The 23,564-nt window shown below is 60.1% G+C and carries 19 protein-coding genes; 8 read left to right on the forward strand and 11 right to left on the reverse strand.

Annotated features, from left to right (window positions below; translation table 11 throughout):
• Position 1: 1 nt before the first annotated feature.
• Entirely contained in the window at positions 2-727 is a 726-nt protein-coding gene (lepB, locus tag RBT76_00490) for a signal peptidase I (GenBank protein ID MDX9856249.1), read from the reverse strand.
• 254 nt (positions 728-981) lie between these two features.
• Between lepB and RBT76_00495 the strand changes: the two genes are divergently transcribed.
• Positions 982-1,533, forward strand: coding sequence for a hypothetical protein (locus RBT76_00495; GenBank protein ID MDX9856250.1), 552 nt, complete (start codon positions 982-984; stop codon positions 1,531-1,533).
• A gap of 31 nt (positions 1,534-1,564) precedes the next feature.
• Here the strand turns inward: RBT76_00495 and RBT76_00500 are convergent, their stop codons facing one another.
• From RBT76_00500 to RBT76_00515, 4 genes are all read right to left on the reverse strand, one after another.
• Positions 1,565-1,921 carry a hypothetical protein gene (locus tag RBT76_00500; protein MDX9856251.1) on the reverse strand — a complete coding sequence of 119 codons (357 nt, stop codon included), beginning with the start codon at positions 1,919-1,921 and terminating at the stop codon, positions 1,565-1,567.
• 78 nt (positions 1,922-1,999) lie between these two features.
• A complete protein-coding gene (locus RBT76_00505) occupies positions 2,000-4,240 on the reverse strand; it encodes a DUF2723 domain-containing protein (protein ID MDX9856252.1) in 2,241 nt (746 codons plus the stop codon).
• A gap of 9 nt (positions 4,241-4,249) precedes the next feature.
• Positions 4,250-4,471, reverse strand: a complete 222-nt coding sequence (locus RBT76_00510; GenBank protein MDX9856253.1) for a helix-turn-helix domain-containing protein — start codon at positions 4,469-4,471, stop codon at positions 4,250-4,252.
• A 4-nt stretch (positions 4,472-4,475) separates the two neighbouring features.
• Positions 4,476-5,294, reverse strand: coding sequence for a hypothetical protein (locus tag RBT76_00515; GenBank protein MDX9856254.1), 819 nt, complete (start codon positions 5,292-5,294; stop codon positions 4,476-4,478).
• A 218-nt stretch (positions 5,295-5,512) separates the two neighbouring features.
• Between RBT76_00515 and RBT76_00520 the strand changes: the two genes are divergently transcribed.
• The 5 genes from RBT76_00520 to RBT76_00540 all read left to right on the forward strand — a co-directional run bounded on the left by RBT76_00520 (position 5,513) and on the right by RBT76_00540 (position 12,118).
• On the forward strand, positions 5,513-6,184 hold the full coding sequence (locus tag RBT76_00520; protein MDX9856255.1) for a peptidoglycan-binding protein: 672 nt from the start codon (positions 5,513-5,515) through the stop codon (positions 6,182-6,184).
• Positions 6,181-6,975, forward strand: coding sequence for a hypothetical protein (locus tag RBT76_00525; GenBank protein ID MDX9856256.1), 795 nt, complete (start codon positions 6,181-6,183; stop codon positions 6,973-6,975). The genes RBT76_00520 and RBT76_00525 overlap by 4 nt, the downstream gene beginning before the upstream one ends.
• Positions 6,976-7,090: 115 nt before the next feature.
• On the forward strand, positions 7,091-7,417 hold the full coding sequence (locus tag RBT76_00530; GenBank protein MDX9856257.1) for a hypothetical protein: 327 nt from the start codon (positions 7,091-7,093) through the stop codon (positions 7,415-7,417).
• Between the two features lie 95 nt (positions 7,418-7,512).
• Entirely contained in the window at positions 7,513-9,042 is a 1,530-nt protein-coding gene (locus RBT76_00535; GenBank protein MDX9856258.1) for an efflux RND transporter periplasmic adaptor subunit, read from the forward strand.
• A 7-nt stretch (positions 9,043-9,049) separates the two neighbouring features.
• Positions 9,050-12,118: a CusA/CzcA family heavy metal efflux RND transporter gene (locus RBT76_00540; protein ID MDX9856259.1), complete on the forward strand. Its 3,069-nt coding sequence runs from the start codon at positions 9,050-9,052 to the stop codon at positions 12,116-12,118.
• 75 nt (positions 12,119-12,193) lie between these two features.
• Here RBT76_00540 and lepA read toward each other — a convergent pair whose 3' ends face one another.
• The 6 genes from lepA to tilS form a co-directional block, all read right to left on the reverse strand.
• Positions 12,194-13,996, reverse strand: coding sequence for a translation elongation factor 4 (lepA, locus tag RBT76_00545; GenBank protein MDX9856260.1), 1,803 nt, complete (start codon positions 13,994-13,996; stop codon positions 12,194-12,196).
• 111 nt (positions 13,997-14,107) lie between these two features.
• Positions 14,108-14,869 carry a diadenylate cyclase CdaA gene (gene cdaA, locus RBT76_00550; GenBank protein ID MDX9856261.1) on the reverse strand — a complete coding sequence of 254 codons (762 nt, stop codon included), beginning with the start codon at positions 14,867-14,869 and terminating at the stop codon, positions 14,108-14,110.
• The gene (gene folP / locus RBT76_00555; GenBank protein MDX9856262.1) at positions 14,866-15,747 is read right to left on the reverse strand and encodes a dihydropteroate synthase; all 882 of its coding nucleotides are present in this window, start codon (positions 15,745-15,747) and stop codon (positions 14,866-14,868) included. The genes cdaA and folP overlap by 4 nt, the downstream gene beginning before the upstream one ends.
• Positions 15,748-15,885: 138 nt before the next feature.
• On the reverse strand, positions 15,886-17,775 hold the full coding sequence (gene ftsH / locus RBT76_00560) for an ATP-dependent zinc metalloprotease FtsH (protein MDX9856263.1): 1,890 nt from the start codon (positions 17,773-17,775) through the stop codon (positions 15,886-15,888).
• 158 nt (positions 17,776-17,933) lie between these two features.
• On the reverse strand, positions 17,934-18,488 hold the full coding sequence (hpt, locus tag RBT76_00565; protein MDX9856264.1) for a hypoxanthine phosphoribosyltransferase: 555 nt from the start codon (positions 18,486-18,488) through the stop codon (positions 17,934-17,936).
• The gene (gene tilS / locus RBT76_00570) at positions 18,445-19,851 is read right to left on the reverse strand and encodes a tRNA lysidine(34) synthetase TilS (GenBank protein MDX9856265.1); all 1,407 of its coding nucleotides are present in this window, start codon (positions 19,849-19,851) and stop codon (positions 18,445-18,447) included. The genes hpt and tilS overlap by 44 nt, the downstream gene beginning before the upstream one ends.
• 255 nt (positions 19,852-20,106) lie before the next feature.
• Between tilS and RBT76_00575 the strand changes: the two genes are divergently transcribed.
• Positions 20,107-20,865, forward strand: a complete 759-nt coding sequence (locus RBT76_00575; GenBank protein ID MDX9856266.1) for a hypothetical protein — start codon at positions 20,107-20,109, stop codon at positions 20,863-20,865.
• A gap of 435 nt (positions 20,866-21,300) precedes the next feature.
• Positions 21,301-23,556: a phosphoribosylformylglycinamidine synthase subunit PurL gene (gene purL / locus RBT76_00580; protein ID MDX9856267.1), complete on the forward strand. Its 2,256-nt coding sequence runs from the start codon at positions 21,301-21,303 to the stop codon at positions 23,554-23,556.
• Positions 23,557-23,564 lie beyond the last annotated feature (8 nt).

A 23,564-nucleotide genomic window follows, 5' to 3' on the forward strand; every position in this document is an offset into this window, starting at 1 on the left:
CTTACAGCGGTCTGCCGATACGCCCCCATCGGACGTGAGTCGGGAAGTTCCACACGCCATGACCGATCCACTGGAAGGCATCGATAATGTACGGGAATCCCCATCCGGGGGGGTTCGGATCAGGCTGCCACGACCAGTACACGAAGACCGCCTTGCCGATGATATTCTCTCTGGGCACGCCGCCCCAGAATCGGCTGTCCCGGCTGTCGTCGCGGTTGTCGCCGAGCACGAAATATTCGCCGGGCGCGACCACGTACGGCGCGAAATTGTCCCGGAAGGACAAATCGCCGGGGATTATCCGCTGATCGATGTGCTTTGAGTTCGCGGGAATTTCGGCCACCTGGTCGTTGACGTAAACGACCTTGTCCGCCACTTCCACAATCTCTCCCGAACCGGCAGCGATACGCTTGATGTATTGCTTGTTCGGGTTATTGGGATAGCGGAAGACGATGATGTCGCCGACCTGCGGGTCGGTGCCGAACTCGTACGCCAGTTTGTTGACGAAGATGTAGTCGCCTTCAAACAGGGTGTCTTCCATCGACGCGGAGTTAACACGGTAGGCGGATACAACGAATATGCGCAGCAGGATGGCGCAGACCAGCGCGACAATAGCGGTCTCGAGGTACTCGCGCCAGAGCGGTTTACGCTCGCGGCGGTTGAGAAACTGGCGCGCCTGGCGCTGCGTTTCCGCCTGTGTGTGTTCCTGAATCAGGAAGTCTTGATCCATGGTTACTATTATCGGCCCCGCCCGATAAACCTTAACGGGGCGGACCGGCTTTCAGGGGCTAATTATATACAATTCAGGCGGATGGAGCAACCGGAGGCTTTGCCGATGCTTTCATTGGAGCCGAACGAACGGTCTGGGTGTACCAAGGATCATGGATTCATAAGTCGCGTGTCTGCTGCCCCTTTCCCGACAGACCCCGATCTTATGCGGCAGACCGTATTTGACTGAACATTCTCTTGCTGGAGGAAAAATCCATGAAGAGGACATTCCTGATGTTGATCGCGGCCGGCAGCCTGTATGCAGCCGGTTGCATTCCGTTGATTCACCCCGTTTACTCGGATGCTGAGCTGGTCTTCGAGCCGGCGCTGGTGGGGTCGTTCGCTCCCGGCGACGGAACGTGGAACTTCGCACAACGAGACGATCGCTCATACGTGCTGACGGTCACGGAAAACGGCGAGAAATCCACGCACTATGAGGTGCATTTGGCCAGGGTCGGAGAACTACTGCTGATGGACCTCTACCCGGAGCCGTCCGACGCCAAAGTGGACGAGTATCTCGGCACCCTTCTCATGCCGCTCCACACGTTCGCACTGGTGGAGACGATCGAACCGGACCTTGTGCTGAGAACGCTCAACATGCAGTTCGTCGAGAAACTGCTGAAGGAGAACCCGGGTGCTCTGAAACATGAAGTCGAAAAAGATAACCTGATCATCACAGCGTCAACGGGAGAGATTCAGGCGTTCGTTACAAAGTACGCCACCATCGCCGACGCCTGGGAGGAAACGGTACTGGCGCGAGAAAAATAGGTATTCTGGTGCCGTGATGTCAGGCAGGTTGTCAGTGCTGTGTTGTCAGGCGACCCCGCTTGACAACACGCTTGTAGGCGGCTGGCTCGGAGTCGGGTCCGCCCAACCTCTTTTTCAGTCGCAGGCGCTGCGGCGAAATACCATCGAGGCGCTCGATCACGCCGCGGGCTTCGAGATCGAGCTTCACGGTGACCACGTACCACGGCACGTTGCCGTCGAACGTCCCTTTCAATCGCCCGTAGACACGTGCCGCGAGTTCCTTGTACGCCATGTCGTGGACCGACGACAACTCCGCAACGATGGCGTCGCGAACCGCGTGATACCGTCGCGCCAGTATATTGACACCGGCCTTACCCTGGGGATGGCGAGTCAGGATCGTTTCGCTCACGTGCCGACCTCCATAAATGGATGTTTTGAGTCCATAAAATACGTTTGGTCGAGAGCCTTATCAAGCCGTGTTGCCGGATCAGCGGGCCGAATCAGGCGGGTTCCCAGCCGGCGGCTCTGTCAATTCCGGCCACAGCGAGAGGCGCCGTTCAGTCACATCCGCCAGCGCGGCGTCCTGATTCGAGCGTCGCAGTTCGTCGGCCAGGTGCGCAAACTGACCCAGAATCACCGGCAGCATCTGCCGGGTAGTCAGATCCATCGACTCGCGCAACTCAAAACCGGCATAGTGGTACGTACCGAGCAGGTTCCGCTGAAGCACGCTGGTGCCCGAACGCGCCGTATCAGTAACGACGAGCCGCCAGGCCATTCCATCCAGACGGGACAGGTCGCTGAGACCAAGCGGCAGGCGGTCGCCGAATCCGATTGAGAAATAGACGGGTCGCCAGAAGCTGTTGGTTTTCAGGATATCGAGCACCACCTGGTCTGCGACCAGCAGGTAATCGCCGTATGACGGTTGCAGGACAAACACGGCCGTGTCGCCGTCGTCCGCAGCATCGACAATGCGAATCGTGTCCCGCGATGCCGCCACAGGCCTCAGTGTCCCTGTCAGAGAGTCGGGAATGGACAGCGGGAGATCACGATGATATTGACGCACGGTTTCCAGATACCATGGGGTGTTGAGCAACGGAATATTCAGCACGGTGATATCGCGTCGGTAGCCTTCGATGATCTGCAGATACCACAGGGGGAACGTGTCGTTGTCGCCGGCCGTAAACAGGATGGCTTCCTCTTCGCACGTATCGAGCGCGTTTCGTCCCCATGACATCGGCGCATGGTTTCCTCTCATATCACACAGTCGGATATTGCCTATTAGTTGACCAGCGGGCAGAACCGCCAGCAAAACAAGTCCGGCCAGCAACGGGGCGCGTATGGGGCGGCGACGGAACCATCCGAGAACGAGATTGAGCGCCGCAAATACACCGCAGGCCGCCCAGAGACCAACGACTGCAAACGAGACCAGGAAATGGCGGTCCATTTCACGGAAGAAGCCGGCCGGCGCATTGAGATAAAAGACTGCCAGCCCGGCGGCGCAGAGGAACGCGATGATGGTCCACAACGCGATTCTCCAGTGTTTCACCCACAGGTAGACCAGTCCGGTCGCGGCCGCCAGTGCGGGAAGCCCAAAGGGCGGCCGCCACGCAACAGAGGCGCCGTCCGAGGAGATCGCCAGGAAGTTCCAGCCGAGATACCGGAGGTACATGTGGTTGATTTGGTAGTCCCACAGCTCGGCCTTGCGCTGGAGCAGATCGCTTCCAAATGTCTTGATGCCGTACTGCGACAGGGTTAGATACGACCACAGCCCGGGCAATGTGTCCGGATTGCCGAGATTGATCTCGGGAGAAAGTGTTGCGCGGAGCATCACTCCCAGCTGAAGGGAGGCGCCGATGACGCATAGCGGTACGGCGCCCAGCCAGAGACGCCAGTCGGCCAACGCGCGGGGTTTTCGAATCAGCACGAGCGCTACAAACGCAGGCGCCAGCAGTATATTCGAACGGTGGATGCTCAGGTCGAGGCCGAAAAGAAACGCCGCCAGCAACAGGTAATTGCCGCCGCCGTCGCGGTCGGCGGACTCCCACCAGCGGACGGCCGTGTAGATCAGCAGAATTCCCATCAGCAGGGACAACGCATAGGGATTGGTGAAGGTGGCATGCTGCCAGACGCTGACGGAAAACGCGATCATCAATGAACCGATCACCGCGGAGGTAACAGACACGGCGGTCGACCGGCGTCGCACCGGCAGCAGGCGAAACAGGTGCAACAGCGTGAAATAGGACACGGTGACCGTCGTTGCGGCAGCGACGGCGATCATGAAGTTGATGCGTACGGCGGGGGATTCTATCGCACCGATAAAGCCGAAGAAGTGACCGGCCAACTGGAGCAAAAACGAACCCGGAGGGCCGGTGACACCGAGCGTGTAGGCGCACGTGATATAGGCGCTCGAATCCCACCATCCCGGTCCGGGCCACATGGTCGCGCAGTACGTTACCAGCGTTACTGCGAACACGGCCGCGCCGCACACATAGGCGGCGACCGGAGATCGTGGATCGCGGGCCGCGTGATCCGGATCGGAGGCGACGCGGACGGTCGGCGCCAGGCCCATCGGAATCAGCACGAGAAAACCGATCAACAGGAGCGCCGGGGCGATCGTAAGAGACAGCACGCCGTTCACCGGCGGGGTCTGGAGAAAGACAAAGCCGATGGCGGCCAGAATAAGCCCGACCGAGAAACGTGAGCGAGGTTTGCGCAGCTTGGCGTCCATTCGAGTTTCCTAGTCCGCGGCGCCGGAGTCGTTCTGGGTTTTTGCGCGGACAGATTCGATGACCTCGGCGAATTTCCGATCGATATGCTGGAGATACCACTCATCGATGAGCGATTTCTTGAAACGCCACTCCTTGCCCAGTTTGGCCGCCGGGATCTTCTTCTCCTGCGCCCACGTATAGAGGGTCTGAGGCTTCACCTTGAGGTAAGCGGCGACCTCCTCGAGCGTCATGATATCAGTCTCCACCGCCGCCTGCCTTGGTATCGGGGTTTTCGAAGAAAGCACGAAGAGAGTCAGCCACGGCCCGATCGTCGAGGTAACGCTCCTGGTGGGGCGTCGCGGTATTGCCGGCGGGTGATGCCGTGTCCCCTTTGTCCAGCAGTTGATTCGCGGAGTAGATCAGCGCCGCATAGAAATTGCCTTCGTAGTCGCGAAAGAGCGCAAACGGCTGGTTCCGATCGCCGAGAAACGGCCGAAGATTCCAGGCCAGCTGGATTCCAACAAAGGCCATGATCACCACCCAGAAACGAAAGACCACCACGCCCATCTTCGGGTAGATGTTTTTCTTCTCACACGAGTACTGCAAAGCATCAACAATAGTCTTCATGCCGAAGATACCGGACAGCGCCACGATCGCGATATGCAGGAATTGCAGGAAGTAATAATTGCCGCCGGTCAGCAGAAAGAACACGACGATCGGCGTGAATGAAACCATAATAGCCGACGTCAGTACGAACCCTGACAGGATAATCGAAACCATCTGCGCCAGCTTCAGCCGTGACCCGAGAATATACTGAATGATGAAAAACGCCGGGAAGCAAATGACCTGTATGAGCGTAAACAATACCACCATTTTTACGCCGGCCGCGGCCGCCTGCAGGACGCCGTGGTAGGCGCCCATGACGGCGCCGTACACGAAGGTCAGCAGACTCAAAAAGACATATTGGCCGACCACGCGCGACCATACCGCCTCGTCGCCGGTAATGCGCTGCAGAAACTCGTCGCGGTTGGAAAACGTGGGAAAAAACTCCAGCGATAACAGCTTCGTACTCATGTGGCACCTCGGGATTAAAGCCAAACACCCTTCTCTGCAATCTATGGTTATATTCATATTTGGTCAAGAATATTATTGTTTATTAATGGTTATTGATATATATAGTGACTTTATTCGTCTGGTTTTGTTAATCGGGAAAACGAGATCTGGCAAATAATGTCGGAAAGTGTTTCATTAGAAGCCGGAGGAGAGATCGCTGGACCGATCACACTAAAACCATGCCGGACCACGAAGTACAACAAGGCGAGTGCCTGAGCAGTATTGCGCACCGTTACGGTATCAGCGACTGGCGGCAACTCTGGGAGCACCCGGACAACGCGGCCCTTCGCGAGCATCGCAATCCGCATATTCTGAAGCCGGGTGATGTCGTGAAGATACCGGACGATGTCGGGCCGGCGTTTGAGGGCTGTTCCGGCGAGTCCGGCGCGTTTCGATTGACCTCTCCCCCGCCGACGACACTGCAATTGAATCTCACCGACGCTTTCGGCAATCCGTATGCGCACAAGGAATACGAACTGGACGTGGATGGTCAGGTACAGCGCGGAACCACGGCCGAGAACGGGCGGCTCTGCTGCGAGATTGCCCCGGATGCTGCCTCCGCCACCCTCACCCTGTGGCTGGACTCCGCTGCTCAGGCGCCCGATCGAAAGCTGGTCTGGACGCTGGACCTGGGACATCTGGACCCGATTGAGGAACTGACCGGCGTGCAGGCGCGGTTGAAAAGTCTCGGGTACGGGATAGATGAGATAAGCGGCAGTCTTGACGAACCGACCCGGCGCGCTTTGCGCATGTTCCAGGCAGAGGAGCGCCTGCCGATCACGGGGGAAGCGGACGAAGCGACCGTGTCACGGCTGGCCCGTCGATACGAAGACCGTGAGGAGTCGGTATGAGCGATCGGTATTACGTTCCCCGGGTGGCGGTCGGAGTCATTCGTCCGGTGGATTACGGTATCCTGTTTGCACCGAGGTACAATCGCAATCGGATTGTGGATGGGGACGCCTCACAGCGGGAAAGCCCGCATGACGCCGATCATTTCCGTGGACGTGCCCAGGACTTTTGTGACTTGCACGGATCGTCACGCTTCACCCTGCACATTATCGACAACGGTCTCAACGCTTCCACGCAGGAAGGGGACGCGAATACGGCGGAAGCGCGACGCCGGCAGGTGCTCGATATCCTCGACGGCTACAGCGGTCCGCTGTTGCGGGTCGTGAGTTTCGTGTGCCACGGCTATCGCAACGGCGTTCAGCTCGGGTTCTCGATTCGAAACGCGTCTGAGCGGGCCGCTACCGATGAATTGCTTGACCTGCTTGCGACAAAGTGCCGAGGTGATATTGTGATGCCCCTTTATGCCTGTTCCACCGGCTCTTCGGCGCCGGGGGAATCCGAAGGCGAAGGAGGCTTTGCCGATTACATTCGCGACGGTCTCTGCAGCCGGGGGCTGACCTATTGCAGGGTTGACGGCCACACCGAGGTCGCCGATGCCGTCTCCTGTCCGCATGTCCGTCGTTTCGAAGGAGACGGCGGTTCATCCGCCGGCGACGGCGGCCAGTGGGTGGTCGACCCCGCCAGCGAGTTATTTGCCTCGTGGCGACGGGCGCTCCGCGAGACCGACATGAAATACCGGTTCCCGTTGATGAAGGCGGCGGCAATTCGCGCGGAACTCGAGACGGCGTCCTGACGGCCGCCTGATCGTTGCGGACTATTCTCCAAAAGACTTGATAAAGTGGGCCGATATGGTATATTAGCACCACTCGGGATTGAACCTTTCAGCACATCTGCGGTTTAAAGGTCGTATGCGCACTGCTGGTTTTCACAGAATCGATCTGCACTCCATCCGGAACTGGGTCACGCTCGGGCTTGTGGCTGCGCTGGCCGTTTTTGCCTGCGGCGACCTCGTGGCCGGCATCTGTGCCGACGATTGTGAAAACCACTGCGACGACGACTGCCGGGACTGCGGAGACTGTCTGCACTGCCTTCCCGGATTGTACATGCTGCCCGCGTTTACGCCGGAGTCACGACTGATACACTTCTCGATTTCGTTTACGCCATCAACCTCTGATATCGACATCGCGAGTCCCGATCCCGCCCGGATCGATCGCCCTCCAAGACCGCTCGTCTGATCTTCCGATCGGGCTTCTGCGGCCCGAAACCACTGAACAGAATCATTCCGACGCCCCTGTGAGCGTCCACCAAACTATTGAAGTGGAGAGAACAGATGTTGCGGAGAACTTTCATCTTACTGATTTCGCTGATAGCCCTGGCGCTGGGCGCGTTTCTCGGTTGCGGATCCGACACCGAACAGACGGGGAGTGTACAGGCGAGCGCCGAAGCCGGACACGAAGGCCACCACCACGGACCGGGCGAACACCATGAAGCGCCTGCGCCGACAGGCGAAACCAACATCGCGCTTGACTGGTGTCGCGAGCATCGGGTCCCGGAATCGCAGTGTACGGCATGCAATCCGGCGCTCATCGCGGAGTTCAAAGCCACCGGTGACTGGTGCGCCGGTCACGGGCTGCCGGAGTCGCACTGCCGGCTCTGCAATCCGGGAATTACGTTTCCCCAGGAAGAGGTCATTGCCCTGAGCGCGATCGATCCTGTCGAAGACGAGATTGACGTCACGTTGAACTTTCGTCCTAATGCCGTCGCGTGTGCCACCGACGGCGCACTGATCCAGTTTGCATCGGCTCTGACCGCCGAGCGTACCGGGATCTCGGTTCGATCGGTTTCCGAGTCACGGCTCGAGGGGGCGGTTGATGCACCGGCCGAGGTGGTGTTCGACGAAACCGCGGCGACCGTGGTTACCACGACGGTCCCGGCGCTGGTATCGCGCTGGATGGTGTCACCGGGGGACGTCGTCCGAAAAGGTGACGTCCTGGCAATCCTGCAGTCACCGGAGATCGCCGAATTGCGCGCCGCATTTCTTTCGGCGCAGGCGGAGTACGATGTTCAGCAAAAGGAACTCGAGCGACACCGCGAATTGCGCAAGGTGGGCCTGATCAGCGCGGCCGACTACGAGCAACAGGATGCCATAACGCAACGCAGCCGTGCGTCGCTGGTCGGCGCCCGAGGCATGTTGCTGTCGGCCGGGCTCGACGAAAACGATATCGATGAGATCATCAAGCACGGCACGTTGTCCAACCAGTTCGCGCTTCGGGCGGGCGGCGCCGGCATGGTCGTCGAACGAATAGCCCGGATAGGGGAGTTGAACGATGCGGGCCGCGCCTTCGCGTTGATCGCGGATCCGTCATCGATGTGGATCGAGGCCCGTCTCACCGAAGAGCAGCTTCGACAGGTATCCGTGGGACAGACGATGACGTTTGATTCCGACGGTCGCGGGCTGAACCGGGTCGGCGCGGAGATCATCTGGACGTCGCGGTTTCTCGACCCGCACACGCGTACGGGAACGGTCCGGGCGCGCGTGCTCGACCCGAACAACCAGCTTCGGGCAGGCGAGTTCGGCCGGGCACATATCACCCGGACACTCGATAACACGGTCGCGCTCGTGCCGAAGGATGCGGTGCAGTGGGAGGGCTGCTGCAATGTCGTGTTCGTACGCGAGGCGGTCGATCGCTACCGGCCCCGCAAGGTGGAGTTGATTGACGCCGAAGGACCGTACTACCAGGTCAGCGGCGGGCTCCGTCCGGGCGAAGAAGTGGTTGTCGAAGGCGCATTCCTGCTGAAGACGGAACTGAAAAAGACCAGTATCGGCGCGGGCTGCTGCGGGCTCGAACCGGTCGGCTGAGACAACCATGCTCAAATCACTGGTCGAGTTTACACTGCGCTACCGGTACCTCGTCCTGGCGCTGGCGGGGCTGCTCTGTGTGGTCGGGATAATCGCGCTGCTACAGCTTCCCTTCGACGCTTTCCCCGACACCACGCCGGTGCTGGTGCAGGTCAACGTTGCCGCGCCGGGATGGGCGCCGGACGATCTTGAACTGCTGGTAACTTATCCGCTGGAGCAGGCGCTGACCGGGTTGTCGGGACTTGAGGAGGTACGGTCGGTCACGAAATACGGGCTGTCACAAATCACGGCCATCTTCGATGACAACACGGACCTCTACCTCGCCCGGCAACAGGTGTCCGAACGGCTCCCGACGGCCGATCTCCCCGACGGTATTCCGTCGCCCCAGCTCGGGCCGGTCTCGACGGGACTCGGCGAGGTCTTCCACTATGTTGTCGTGGGCGACACACCGGACCTAACCGATCCCCGCACCGTTCAGGACTGGGTGGTCAAGCCGCAGTTACAGGCGGTACCGGGGGTGGCTGAAGTCAACAGCTGGGGCGGATTCGTCAAGCAGTACCTGATACTATTCGATCCGGATCGTCTGGCGCAGTACAATCTGTCGCTTCCGGATGTGATCGAAACGATCGAGGAAGACCTCGGTAACGTTCCGGGCGGACAAATCGTGCGGGGCGGCGAGATGACGATCGTGCGCGGGATAGGCAATGTCGAGAATATCGCGCAGATCGAGAATATCGTCATTTCGACGGTCGAGTCCGTGCCGGTGACCGTTGCGGAAATTGCCGAGGTGGCAATCGGCCACGAGATCCGTCGGGGCGCTACTACCTACGACGGAAAAGGCGAAGCCGTTCTGGGACTCGGATTCATGATTACCGGTGGAAACCCGGCGCGCGTCACCGAAGACATGGCCCAGCGGCTGGACGAGGCGGCCGCCAATCTTCCCGATGGGGTCCGGGCGATTCCCGTTTACGAGCGGACGGAACTTGTCGGCAAGGTTCTTCGCACGGTGGAGCACAATCTGCTGTTTGGGGCGCTGCTCGTGGTCGCGGTCCTGTTCGTCTTTCTGGGCAACCTTCGCGCGGGCCTTATTGTCGCGTCCGCTATCCCGCTTTCGATGTTGTTCGCGTTCGACCTGATGTCCCGGGCAGGCATCGCCGGCAGCCTGATGAGTCTCGGCGCCATCGACTTCGGCCTCGCCGTGGATAACGCGGTGATCCAGGTCGAGAACTCCGTACGACGACTCGCACACGGGTCTTCGAGCGTGTCGCGCATGGATATCATCCGCGACGCTATCCTCGAGGTTCGCAAACCGACCCTGTTCGGCGAGCTGATTATCATCATCGTCTATCTCCCGATCCTGACCCTTCAGGGAGTCGAGGGCAAATTGTTTCGCCCGATGGCGATGACGGTCGTGTTTGTACTGACCGGGTCGCTCATCATGTCCTTCACCGTCATCCCCGCCCTGATCGGCACCCTGTTGAACCGGGGTGTGAAAGAGCGCGAACCGGTCGTTATCGGATGGCTCAAAGGGGCATACCGACCGACGGTCGATTTCGTCATTCGCCGAGCCCGAGCGGTCCTGCTGGTCGCGCTGGTCCTGCTGTGCGCCGGCGTGATTCTGTTCACGCGCCTTGGGTCCGAGTTCGTGCCGAGGTTGAGCGAAGGAACGATAGTAGTTAACCTCGTACGGCTGGCCGGGATTTCTCTCGATGAGTCCGTGGCATACAACACGCGAATCGAGCAGAACCTACTGGCGGCGTTCCCCGACGAGATAGCGCACATCTGGACGCGGACCGGGACGGCGGAGCTGTCGACCGACCCGATGGGTCTGGAGTTGTCGGACATGTTCATGGCGCTGCACCCGCGCGGTCAATGGACAAAGGCCGGCACGCAGGAGGAGTTGGTTGCGGCGATTGACGCGGAACTGGCCGATCTGCCGGGACAGAATCGCATATTCACGCAGCCGATCGAGATGCGGATCAATGAAATGATCGCCGGCATCCGGTCCGATATCGGGATCAAGCTGTTCGGCGACGACCTCGCGGTCCTCGAGGAGAAAGCCGAGGAAATCGCCGCGCTGGTGGAGACGATCGATGGCGCGGCAGACGTGTCGGTCGAACAGTTGACCGGCCAGCCGCAGCTTCGCCTCACGGTCGACCGCGAGCGTCTCGCGCGATTCGGACTGACCGCGCGCGACGTGCTGACGTCGGTCGAAAGTATCGGCGGCATCGTGGTCGGCGACGTCTTCGAGGGCCAGCGGCGATTCGAACTGGCGGTGCGGGTCGATACGACACGACTCCACGGCCCCGAAGACATCGACCGAATCCTCGTGCGGTCGTCGACCGGCAGCCTGGTTGGACTGGATCGAGTGACAAACGCGTCACTCGAGGAGGGGCCGGGGACCATCACCCGCGAGTGGAGCAAGCGCAGAATCGTGATCCAGTGCAACGTGCGCGACCGCGACATGGGATCGTTCGTCAACGAGCTGCGGGAGCTGCTCCACAACGAAGTCGAACTGCCCACGGACTACTTTATTCGTCTCGGCGGGCAATTCGAGAATCTGGAACGAGCACGACTTCGACTGGCGATAGTCGTACCGATTGCGTTGCTGCTGATATTCGGCTTGTTGTACTGGACCTATCGGTCGGCCCGCGACGCGCTGTTGATTTTCTCCGGGGTACCGCTGGCGGCGCTGGGCGGCGTGGTAACACTGGCTCTTCGCGGCATGCCGTTCTCCATATCGGCAGGCGTCGGGTTTATCGCGTTGTCGGGGATTGCCGTCCTCAACGGACTGGTCCTGGTATCGACCATCAAACGTTATCGGTCCGACGGCATGGATATCGTGTCGGCGGTGCGCGAAAGCGCGGTTACGCGCCTACGTCCGGTGTTTATGACGGCGCTGGTGGCGGCGTTTGGGTTTGTTCCGATGGCGATTTCGACCGGTGTCGGCGCCGAGGTACAGCGGCCGCTGGCGACGGTAGTGGTCGGCGGGATATTGACATCGACCGCGCTGACGCTTCTGGTCTTGCCCGCGCTGTATGTGACGTTTGGCAGGCGGACGGAATCGGAGAGCTGAGGTATGGGCTACGCACGGCATATCACGTCTGAGTACAGTCGTGACCTACAGGTCCGCGAGCCGTATGCTGGGGGGTTACCGCTCGATCTTCAGGGCGGCGAGGAACGCCTCCTGGGGGATTTCCACCGCGCCGATCTGCTTCATCCGCTTCTTGCCTTCCTTCTGGCGTTCGAGCAGTTTGCGCTTGCGCGTGATATCGCCGCCGTAGCACTTGGCGGTTACGTTTTTGCGAAGCGGACGAATGGTGGAACGACTCACGATCCGGCTGCCGATCGCCGCCTGCAAAACCACCTCGAACATCTGGCGCGGGATCAGCGTGCGGAGTTTGTCGCACAAGGCCAGCCCCCAGTTGTAGGCGCGGTCGCGGTGGATGATGGTGGACAGCGCATCGACCGGATCACTGTTGACGAGAATGTCGAGCTTCACAAGGTCGGAGCGTTTGTAGTAGGGAATGCCGTAATCGAACGACGCGTACCCGCGCGTGACCGATTTGAGTTTGTCATAGAAGTCGAAAATGATCTCGGCCAGCGGGAAATGATACGTTATTGAAGCCCGTTCCGGCGAAATGTATTCGGTGTTTTTGTATTCGCCGCGCCGTTCGGTGCCCAGCTTCATGATCGAGCCGATATACTCGGACGGCACGATAATCTGCGACTCAACATACGGTTCCTCGACATGATCGATGATCTGGGTCGAAGGCATCTGGGCGGGATTGTCGACCGTGACCATCTCGCCGCTGGTCAGGTACACGTGGTACTCGACGTTGGGTACGGTGTTGATGATGGTCTGGCCGTACTCCCGCGAGAGGCGTTCGGTGATGATCTCCATATGGAGCAATCCGAGGAAGCCGACGCGGAATCCGAAACCGAGCGCGGTGGAAGATTCCGGCGTGAAGTGCAGCGACGCATCGTTGAGTTTCAGGCGTTCGAGCGCTTCGCGCAGCTCCGTGAAATCCTCGGCCACCGCCGGATACAGCCCGGAAAACACCATCGGCTTGACATCGACAAATCCCTCGAGCGGTTCTTTGGCCGGGTGTCTTTCGGTGGTGACGGTGTCGCCGATCCGCGTATCGGCGACTTCGCGGATCGACGCGAAAAAATAGCCGACATCGCCGGCTCCCAGCATGTCGATCGGCACACGCTGCAGGCGAAGGTATCCGACTTCATCGACCTCGAAGACTTTCTTGTTGGCGAAGAACTTGACCTTGTCGCCGGGCGAGATGGTGCCGTTGACGACGCGGATCAGGGGCATCACGCCGCGATAGCTGTCGAATACCGAGTCGAAAATCATGGCCTGCAGCGGCGCGGCGGGATCGCCTTTCGGCGGCGGCACGACCTTGACAATCCGTTCGAGCAACTCGTCGATCCCTATCCCTTCCTTGGCGGAACAGCGAAGCACCTCCTCGGGCTTGCAGCCGATCAGGTCGACAATCTCCGCGGCGACCCGGTCGGGGTCGGCGGTGGGCAGGTCGATCTTGTTGACGACCGGGATGATCTCGAGGTCGTTGTCCATCGCGAGGTACAGGTTGGACAACGTCTGCGCCTCGATTCCCTGCGCGGCGTCGACGACAAGGACGGCGCCCTCGCAGGCCGCCAGCGACCGCGATACCTCGTATGTGAAGTCGACGTGGCCGGGGGTATCGATCAGGTTCAGGCGGTAAACCTGGCCGTCGGACGCCTCGTAGACCATCCGAATGGCATGCGCCTTGATCGTGATGCCGCGCTCCTGCTCGAGATCCATCGAGTCCAGCACCTGTTTGCGCATCTCCCGCTCGGAGATGGTCCGGGTGTTCTGGAGCAGCCGGTCGGCAAGCGTCGATTTGCCGTGGTCGATGTGGGCGATAATCGAGAAGTTTCTTATTTTCGACGGATCGTGCATTGTTGTCCCGGTGGTTCACTTCTTTCGTACGCGTCCCGACGCGCGGGCGCGACCGTTCGAGCCTGCCATACTACCGTTTTTCCGATTAAAAGTCAATGGAATGATACAAGGTCAGCGGCGGAGCAATTCGGACAACCGGTCGCGGAACTCCTGTCGGGGGATGTCCGATTCGAGGATGCCGTCGTGCGCAAGCGACAGATGGTTGGTCTCTTCGGAGACGACAACGACGACGGCATCGGAAACCTCGGACACGCCGATGGCGGCCTTGTGGCGCATGCCGTAGAGCTTGCGATAACGCGGGTTGGTGGTGAGCGGCAGTGAGGCGGCGGCGGCGACGATGAAGTCGCCCGAGACGATCACGGCGCCGTCGTGCAGCGGCGTATACGGCGTGAACAGAGTCACGAGCATCTCCGACGACAACGCGGCGTCGAGCGTCTTCCCCGTCTCGGAGTAATTGCGGAGGCCGGTGCGACGCTCGATGACGATCAGCCCGCCGTAGCCGAGTTCGGCCAGGCGCAGGGCGGCGCGGGAAACTTCCTCGAGCGCCTTGGAATGCTCGAGCGACACGAACATGCGGAAGAGTCGGTTCTGCCCGATATGGGCGAGCGCCCCGCGAAGTTCCGGCTGGAAGACGACCACCAGGACCAAAATACCGAACGTGCCGAGGGTGGAAAACAGATACGTCAGTCCTTCGAGCTGGAACCAGTACGAGATGAAGGCGATCGCGGCGATCAGCGACAGGCCGACGATAATCTGCGCGGAGCGGGTGCCTTTGGCCAGGCGCAGCATCTGGTAAATGATGAAGGACACGATCGCGACGTCGATCAGGTCCTTGAGCCCGAACTTGAGCATTTCGAATTGCAGGAAGGTCATGTCTCGGTCCGAATCGCCTGCACCACTTTGAGCGCTTCCACCGTTTCAGCGACATCGTGCACCCGCACGATATCCGCCCCGTTGAGCACGGCCATCACGGCGGCGGCAATCGATCCGCCGAGCCGCGTATGGGCCGGTTCACCGGTCGGATGCAGCATGTCGATAAATCGTTTCCGCGACGCCCCGACGAGCAGCGGCAGTCCGAAAGTCGCCAGTTCGTCCAGGCGGGCGAATATATCAAGATTATCGACCAGACGCTTGCCGAACCCGATACCGGGATCGAGGATAATTCGGGACCGGTCAATCCCGCGGGTCTCGGCGTAACTGATGCGTTGTTCGAAAAAACGTCTTATCTCTCCCACACAGTCTTCGTAGCGCGGCTGAACCTGCATGGTTTTGGGCTCTCCGAGCATGTGCATGAGCACGACCGGGGCCGCCGTTTTCTTAAGGACCGTCGCCATGTCGGGATCGCGGCGGAGGGCGGTTACGTCGTTGACAATATCCGCTCCGGCATCCAGCGCGCGAGCCGCGACGACCGCCTTGGAGGTATCGATCGAAATGGGCGTTTTGGTTTGCCGGCGGACCGCCTCAATAACCGGCAGAACCCGTTCCAGTTCAAGCTCGAGGGACACCGGATCAGCGCCGGGCCGGGTGGATTCGCCACCGATGTCGATTATGTCGGCGCCCTCGCCGTCGAGCCGGAGCGCATGCTCGCAGGCGGTCCGTGAATCGGCGAACTGCCCACCGTCCGAAAACGAGTCCGGCGTCACGTTGACCACACCCATAACCAGCGGCCGGGACAGCTCCAGCTGCCTGCCGTCGGCCAGCCGGATGACCGGTTTCCGTTCGGGCTGACGTGTGAGTACCTGTTTGGTCATAGCCGCTCTCGTTTGTGATCGGTCACATTCACATATAGCGAAAACAGGGCGGTCAATTCAAGATTGATTTTGGATCCGCGAAAAAAAACGGGGCGATCGATACGATCACCCCGTCGGAACCTGTCGTATGGTCCGCCGCTACTTGACGGGCGACGGGCTGGGTTTCTCGACTTCCTCGGAATCACCGGGCGTATTGCGGATGATTTCGTCGACCTCGCGCGCATCGATAATCTCGCGTTCGAGCAGCGCCCCGGCCAGCGCATGCAACTGCTTGATATGCTTGCCGAGGATTTCCTTAGCCCGGGTCTCCGCAGCTTCGACAAAGGAGCGGATTTCCTCGTCGATGACCACCGCGGTGGCCTCGGAGTAATCCGGCGCGTGAGCCATTTCCTTGCCGAGGAAGATGTGTTCGTCGGTCTTGCCGAAAGTCACGGGGCCGAGTCTTTCGGACATGCCCCAGTTGCAGACCATCTTGCGCGCCAGCTTGGTGGAGCGCTCGAGATCGTTGCCCGCGCCGGTGTCAAGCTGGTTGAACACGAGCAACTCGGCGACGCGGCCGCCCATCATGACGGCGAGCGTAGCCTCAAGATATTCCTTCGAGTGCGTGTGGCGTTCGTCGACCGGCAAAGACCAGGTCACGCCGAGCGCCATTCCGCGGGGGATGATCGTGACTTTGTGAAGCGGGTCGGCTTTGGGCAGGTGCTTGGCGACCAGCGCGTGTCCCGCCTCGTGGTAGGCAATGATCTCTTTTTCTTCGTCGGAGATCACCAGCGACTTGCGGGCGGTGCCCATGAGCACCTTGTCCTTGGCTTCCTCGAAATCTTCCATCGAGACCGACTCGCGGTTCTTCCGGGACGCCAGAAGCGCGGCCTCATTGACCATGTTGGCGATATCGGCGCCGGACATGCCGGGCGTGCCGCGGGCCAGAACATCGAGATCAACATCTTCAGACATCTTGATTTTGCGGCAGTGGACGCGAAGGATACCCTCGCGGCCCTTGACATCGGGTGTGCCGACCACGATCTGACGATCGAACCGTCCGGGGCGCAGGAGCGCCGGGTCGAGAACGTCGGGGCGGTTGGTCGCGGCGATGAGGATGACTCCCTCATTCGATTCAAAGCCGTCCATTTCGACCAGCAGCTGGTTGAGCGTCTGTTCGCGTTCGTCGTGGCCGCCGCCGAGACCGGCGCCGCGATGGCGACCGACAGCATCGATCTCATCGATGAAAATGATGCACGGCGCGTTCTTCTTGCCCTGGTCGAACAAGTCCCGCACGCGGCTGGCGCCTACGCCGACAAACATCTCGACAAAGTCGGAGCCCGACATGGAAAAGAACGGCACCCCGGCCTCCCCGGCGACCGCCCGCGCGAGAAGGGTTTTGCCCGTGCCGGGAGGGCCGAGCAACAGGGCGCCTTTGGGAATTTTGCCGCCGAGTTTCTGGAACTTGGCCGGTTCCTTCAGGAACTCGATGATCTCTTCGAGTTCTTCCTTGGCTTCGGCCGCTCCGGCGACGTCGTTAAACGTCACCTTGGGCCGCTCGTCGGTCAGAAGCTTCGCCTTGCTCTTGCCGAAAGAGAACAGCCCTTTCGGTCCGCCGGCCGCACCCTGCATCTGGCGCAGGAAAAACAGCCAGATAAGAACGAGAACGACCCACGGCAGAATGGAAATCAGGATGGAAAAGTAGTTTTCTTCGATCTTGGCGACGATCCGCGCGCCGCTTTTTTCCAGCCGGTTGATCAGTTCGTAGTTGACGTCGGGAAAGGGGATTCGGGACTTGAATTTCCCGAACGTCTGGCCGCTCTGCTTGCTCGACGAGAACGCGGCCGGTTCGCGAAGCTTGCCTTCAACCGCGCGTTCCGTGAATGTCACTTCAGCGATGTTTTCTTTGTCGATCTGCTGGACGAATTCCGAATACGTGATATCGGCGATATCGTGGTCCATCGAGCCCCACGCCTGCCAGGTGGCGAGGGCGACAATAATGATGACGGCCCAGAGAATCAGGGATCGCCCGGTGCCGCGCCAGGGCATCGGATCCTTCGACTGCTGGTTTCGGTGTCTTTTCTCCGGGTCAACCGGTGGTCGTCTGTTATCGTTCACGAATCCTGTCTTTCGTTGGTGTGTCTCGGTCCAAACGTTATACCCGTGCATGGCCGAAAGATTCGGCCCCTGGTCACGATATCGTCACCTTATCGCGATTCGCTTACCCGTCCGATATAAGGCAGGTTGCGATACTTTTGCGTGTTGTCGAGTCCGTAGCCGACCACGAACTCGTTTCCAAGTTTGAAGCCCTTGTACTTCAGCTCGATTTTGGGCCGATGTGCGCTGGGCTTGTCTAAGAGGGTAACAATCTCCATCGAGGCCGGTTCCAGTTGCTTGAGCCGCTGCGCGATACGCGACACGGTTCGTCCGGTCTCGACAATCCCTTCGACGATCAGCAAATCACGACCGTGCAGGTCAATGGTCATGGCATCGGCGATCTCGATGTTTTTGTCCTGGCGTGCGCCCTTGCGATACGACGCCGCCGAGATGAACTCCACTTCCACCGGCAGGTTGATGTTGCGGATGAGATCGGCAAGAAACACCGTACAGCCTTTCAGTACACCGACGACAACCGGTTCGCGGCCGGCGTAATCGCGGGTGATTTGCAGGCCCAGTTCTTTCACGCGACGCTGGATTTTGTCTTCGTCGATCAGCAGCTCAATCGGCTGGTACAGCGGTCGTCTTTGCGATACGGGCGTCAATTCTCAGTACCTTCCTCGTTGCAGCCGTTATCTTTACACGGTCGTCCACTTCGTATCCCACGAGCCACACGATCCCTTTTGCGTCGCACACCACCAGGACCTCATCGCGCAGCGCCACCGGCGCTTTCCGATCGGTCAGGTAATCTCCGACTTTTTTCCGTCCGCGCATTCCCAACGGGCGGAACCGGTCGCCGGGACGGATCGAGCGGACGACAAGCGGTCCGGCAACGCAGTCCCGGTCGATCAGAATCGAGTGTGACCGACGCCGTTTATCGACCTTCGGCGTCCGCTTAGCCGGCTCAACCACACGGAAGGTGATCGCCGGATTCGCCAAACGAATCGAATCGCCGACCGGCAATTCAGTGTGCACGACGGCGTTTTCGTTGCGGCGCAGGATGATACAGTCTGCGGGGACAAAAAGCGCGCGGATCCCATCGGGCAGGCTCAGGGCCGCCGACGGCTGCTGGCAGAAGCGGTCGAGGCGTTCAATCACTTCACGGTCGGGCGCTTCCGTTCGTCCTGACACAAACTGGCAGCAGCGTCGCAACAATCTTCGTCGTAACACCTTATCATAACGGAGGTAAGCTGTCCGTGCAAGTTGAATCTTCCCTCCTGTGGTAACCGATGCGCATCGTCGCAGCGCCAACAGCATGTACCGATTAAGCAGGCGCTCTTCATCGGCCAGGAGTTCCGCGGTCGACAACAACGCGCGCTCAACCGACGGATTCAGGCGCTCGCGGATCGCCGGAAGGAGTCTGGTCCGAATGAAGTTCCGGGCGTACTGAGGGCTGTCGTTAGTGCGATCGTGGCACCAGCTGAGTCCGGCGTCTTTCAGATACGAGAGAATGTCCTCGCGCGGTGTCTCAAGCAGGGGCCGGATGATCCTTCCCCGCTTCACCGGAATACCGAGCAGACCGGTTCGCCCCGCGCCCCGGAGAAAGCGGAACAGAATGGTCTCGACCTGGTCGTCCGCCTGATGTCCCACCGCAACGCGGTCGTAGTCATCGGCCTCAGCAATTGCGTCGAACACCCCGTAGCGGAATTCTCGCGCCGTTTCTTCGATACCCTTTTTTTCGGCTTTGGCCAGTGACGGGATATCTTCGACTACAATCGTGATGTCGACTTCCAGCGTATCGCACAGCGACTGGCAGAAGCGGGCTTCGATCGCGGCGGCGCGGCGGCGGATCTGGTGATTGACATAAACGGCCCCGAGGGTAAGATCGAGGCTGTCGCGAAGTCGCGTGAGCAGGTGCAGCAGGGCGACCGAGTCCGGCCCGCCCGACAGCGCCACCAGAACAGCATCGCCGGGAGCGATCAACGCATGACGGGCGATAACCTCTTTGCACTGTTCGAGCAGATCCATACAGGGATAATACACGTCCCGGCCGGGAATGCCATCATAAACTGAGATCGGCGGATTTCACATAGAATCAGAGTCATTGACTGGCGAATCCATTTTCGTATACTGGAAGTAGGATTGGTCTGTCTCGCACATGTCTGAGACTGGTTCCGGTACTTACCGCAACTCACCTCAGTGATCTCCACACACCACCCGGTCTGCAGCCTCAGGTACGGATTAATACCATCGGTAACCGCAATCAAATATGGGAGGTTGATTGTGAACGTGATCAAGTTCATAGCCATTGGAATCGGTATCCTCGGCATCGGTGCGCTACCGGTCGCAGCCCAACCCTCGGGAACATACGACTGGTGCGGCACGCTGGAGGACTTTGAAGGTTGTGTGGCGATGTATGCCATCTGGCCCGGTCCCATGGGACCGGTCGTGCTGACCGAGTACGGCGGTTTCGGGCCCGGCGACCAGGTGCACGTGGTCGGCGAGTACAACGGGCAGTTTGCCATTTGCGGCGGGTTTGAGGACGTCCCCGTGGTCGCCGTCACCACCATAGAGCCTTGTGCGCTCGACTACTGCGGCGACCTGTTCGAGTACCGGGGATGCCTGTTGTTCAATAACCGCGAGGGGGAGTTGTACGGCCTCTCGAACTATGGATCGTACGGCGCCGGGGATGTCGTCCGCGTGACGGGGAACTTCGTTGCCGGATACCAAGTAGTGTGCGACGGAGGAGCACGGTTTGCGCTGATGGACGTAGCAACCATTGAGCCCTGCCAACTGGAGTCGTGCTGTCGCGGCGTGGTAGATGGAGACCTGACCGGCGATGGCTCATGCGATTTGTCCGACCTGATGTGTTTCACGGCGTTCCTGTTTGTGTGGCCGCCCGATTCCGAGTGCTGTATGGATGAAGCCAACGTCAATGGCGATGCGGCGGGGACGATAGACCTGAGTGATCTTATCTATCTGGTCAACTTCGTGTTTCTCGGCGGTCCGGCCCCGCATCCTCTGCCGTGCACCGGGCAGTAGGACGCACGGAAATTCGACATTGACGCGCGTGTGATCCTGCTCTACATTTGAGGATGTAGCAAGGGAACGGCATCATGGCCGCTGTTCGGCACTATGCCGATACGGCGACAACAGGCAACTGACTCTTGTGTTTTTCACTCCGTCGTTCGCAATCCGTGCGGAGCGGCGGTTGGCGCGAGGGGCCAAGGAGTTTTTCGGGGCCAGACGGGCAGGCAGCAGCGCAGCCCGGAGCAATGAGACACGAGATGCAGGCGTGAGCCGACCGGGCGACAGGCGGTCGGCGCAACAGGGGCTGATGCCTGTTGATAAGACCATCCCAACGGGAAAGACCGGCGGTCCGGCCGGTCTTTTTTTTGGGTCCTCGCCGGACGACTCCCCACTTGACCGCCCTGGGGAGAGGGTCTATATTCAGGCTTCTTTTCAAGGAGACCAATCATGACCGAGCCGTACCGTCAGCCTGACGTCACCGATGAACTTGTTGCAAGCCATGGGCTTACACCGGATGAATACGCGCGGATCAAGCAGCTCCTCGGGCGCGTGCCGACATTTACGGAACTCGGCGTATTTTCGGTCATGTGGTCGGAGCATTGTTCATACAAGAATTCGATCGCGCTGCTCAAAACTCTCCCCCGCGAAGGCGCCAATCTGCTGGCCTCGGCAGGCGAGGAAAACGCCGGCGCGGTTGATATCGGCGACGGACTGGCGGTCGTGTTCAAGATCGAGTCACACAACCACCCCTCGGCTATCGAGCCCTATCAGGGAGCGGCCACGGGCGTGGGCGGAATACTTCGCGACATCTTTACAATGGGCGCCCGGCCGATTGCGTCTTTGAACTCACTGCGCTTTGGATCGCCGAGAAATCCCCGCGTGCGATACCTTATCGACGGCGTGGTGCGGGGAATCGGTGATTATGGCAACTCTTTCGGCGTGCCCACGGTCGCAGGAGAGGTGTTTTTCGACGACGCGTACACCGGCAACCCGCTGGTGAACGCCATGGCCGTGGGCCTGGTCGAGTCCGACGGAATCGTCTCGGCGACCGCCAAAGGCGTCGGCAACCCGATGATGATCGTGGGTTCGAAGACCGGTCGCGACGGGATCCACGGCGCGACCTTTGCCTCGGAGGAGTTATCCGAGAAGTCCGAATCGAAACGGCCTTCGGTGCAGATCGGAGACCCGTTTACCGAGAAGCTGCTCCTCGAGGCGACGCTCGAGATCATTGAAAAAGGGCTCGTGGTCGGTATTCAGGATATGGGTGCGGCGGGAATCACCTGCTGCTCATCGGAAATGACCGCCAAAGGGAAGTCCGGCATCGAGCTTCATATCGACCGCGTACCGGTCCGCGAAACGGGCATGATTCCATATGAAATCCTGCTTTCGGAATCGCAGGAGCGCATGATGGTCTGTGTGAAAAAAGGCATGGAGGATGCGGTCCGTGAAGTCTTCACGAAGTGGGGGCTGGATTCGACGATTGTCGGTTATGTGACCGATGACCGGCTGATGACGGTGAAGCTGCACGGGCAGACCGTATCGCAAATCCCCTCGCACGATCTGGTCCTCGGCGGCGGGGCGCCCGTGTATCATCGCGAGACCAGGCGCCCGGCATACATGGACGAACTGAATTCGCTGGATCTCGCTTCGCTGCCGCTGCCCTCGGACTGGAACAAGACGCTGGTGACCATGCTGTCGTCGCCGAACCTGTGCCACAAGGGATGGGTGTTCGAGCAGTACGACCACATGGTGCGGACCAATACCGCGGTGGGACCCGGCTCCGACGCGGCGGTTCTTCGACTGCGCAAAACCACCAAAGCGCTGGCCATGACCACGGACTGCAACGGCCGGTACTGCTATCTCAATCCACGACTGGGCGCACAATCGGCGGTGGCCGAGGCTGCCCGCAATATCGTATGCTCGGGCGGCCGTCCTCTCGCGGTGACCAACTGCCTCAATTTCGGCAATCCGTACAAACCGGAAATCTACTACGGATTCGCTGAGGCGGTCGCCGGTATGGGTGACGCCTGCCGGGTGTTCGAAACACCCGTCACCGGCGGCAACGTATCGTTTTACAACGAGGATCCCAGCCGCGCGGTCTTCCCCACGCCTACCATCGGCATGGTCGGGCTGATCGAGCACGTGGACCATATCACGACCCAGTGGTTCAAAGCGGAAGGCGACGCCGTCCTCCTGCTCGGTGCCGGCCGCGAAGATCTCGGGGCCAGCGAATATCTGCACGTGATCCACAAGCAAACGCGCGGCCCGGTCCCCCCGCTTGATCTCCATCACGAAAAGCGCATGCAGGATGCGCTGCTGAACGCGATTCAGCAGGGATTGATCGCCTCCGCTCACGATGTGTCCGACGGCGGTCTGGCGGTGGCGCTGGCCGAGTGTTGTATATCCAACCGCGACCGCCGGCTCGGCGCAACAGTGACCGTCGCAGACGGTATCCGTCCCGACTGCCTCCTGTTCGGGGAGACTCAATCACGTATAATTGTGAGCGTCGCCCCCGAGATGATCGAGCGCGTCTTGAAACACTTCCGGGCGGCCGGGATGCCGATTGCCCATATCGGAACGGTGGGCGGCGACCGCCTGATTATCAACGACCTTATCGACGCGTCGCTGGACACGATCTCGTCGGCGTTCTACGACGCGATGCCTGCCTTCATGGAGTGGGTCGGCGAGGTCGCGCCGGTTTAAAACTGGCG

This window comes from Candidatus Zixiibacteriota bacterium, from assembly GCA_034003725.1.
In the GTDB taxonomy this organism is placed as follows: Bacteria; Zixibacteria; MSB-5A5; order GN15; family FEB-12; genus WJMS01.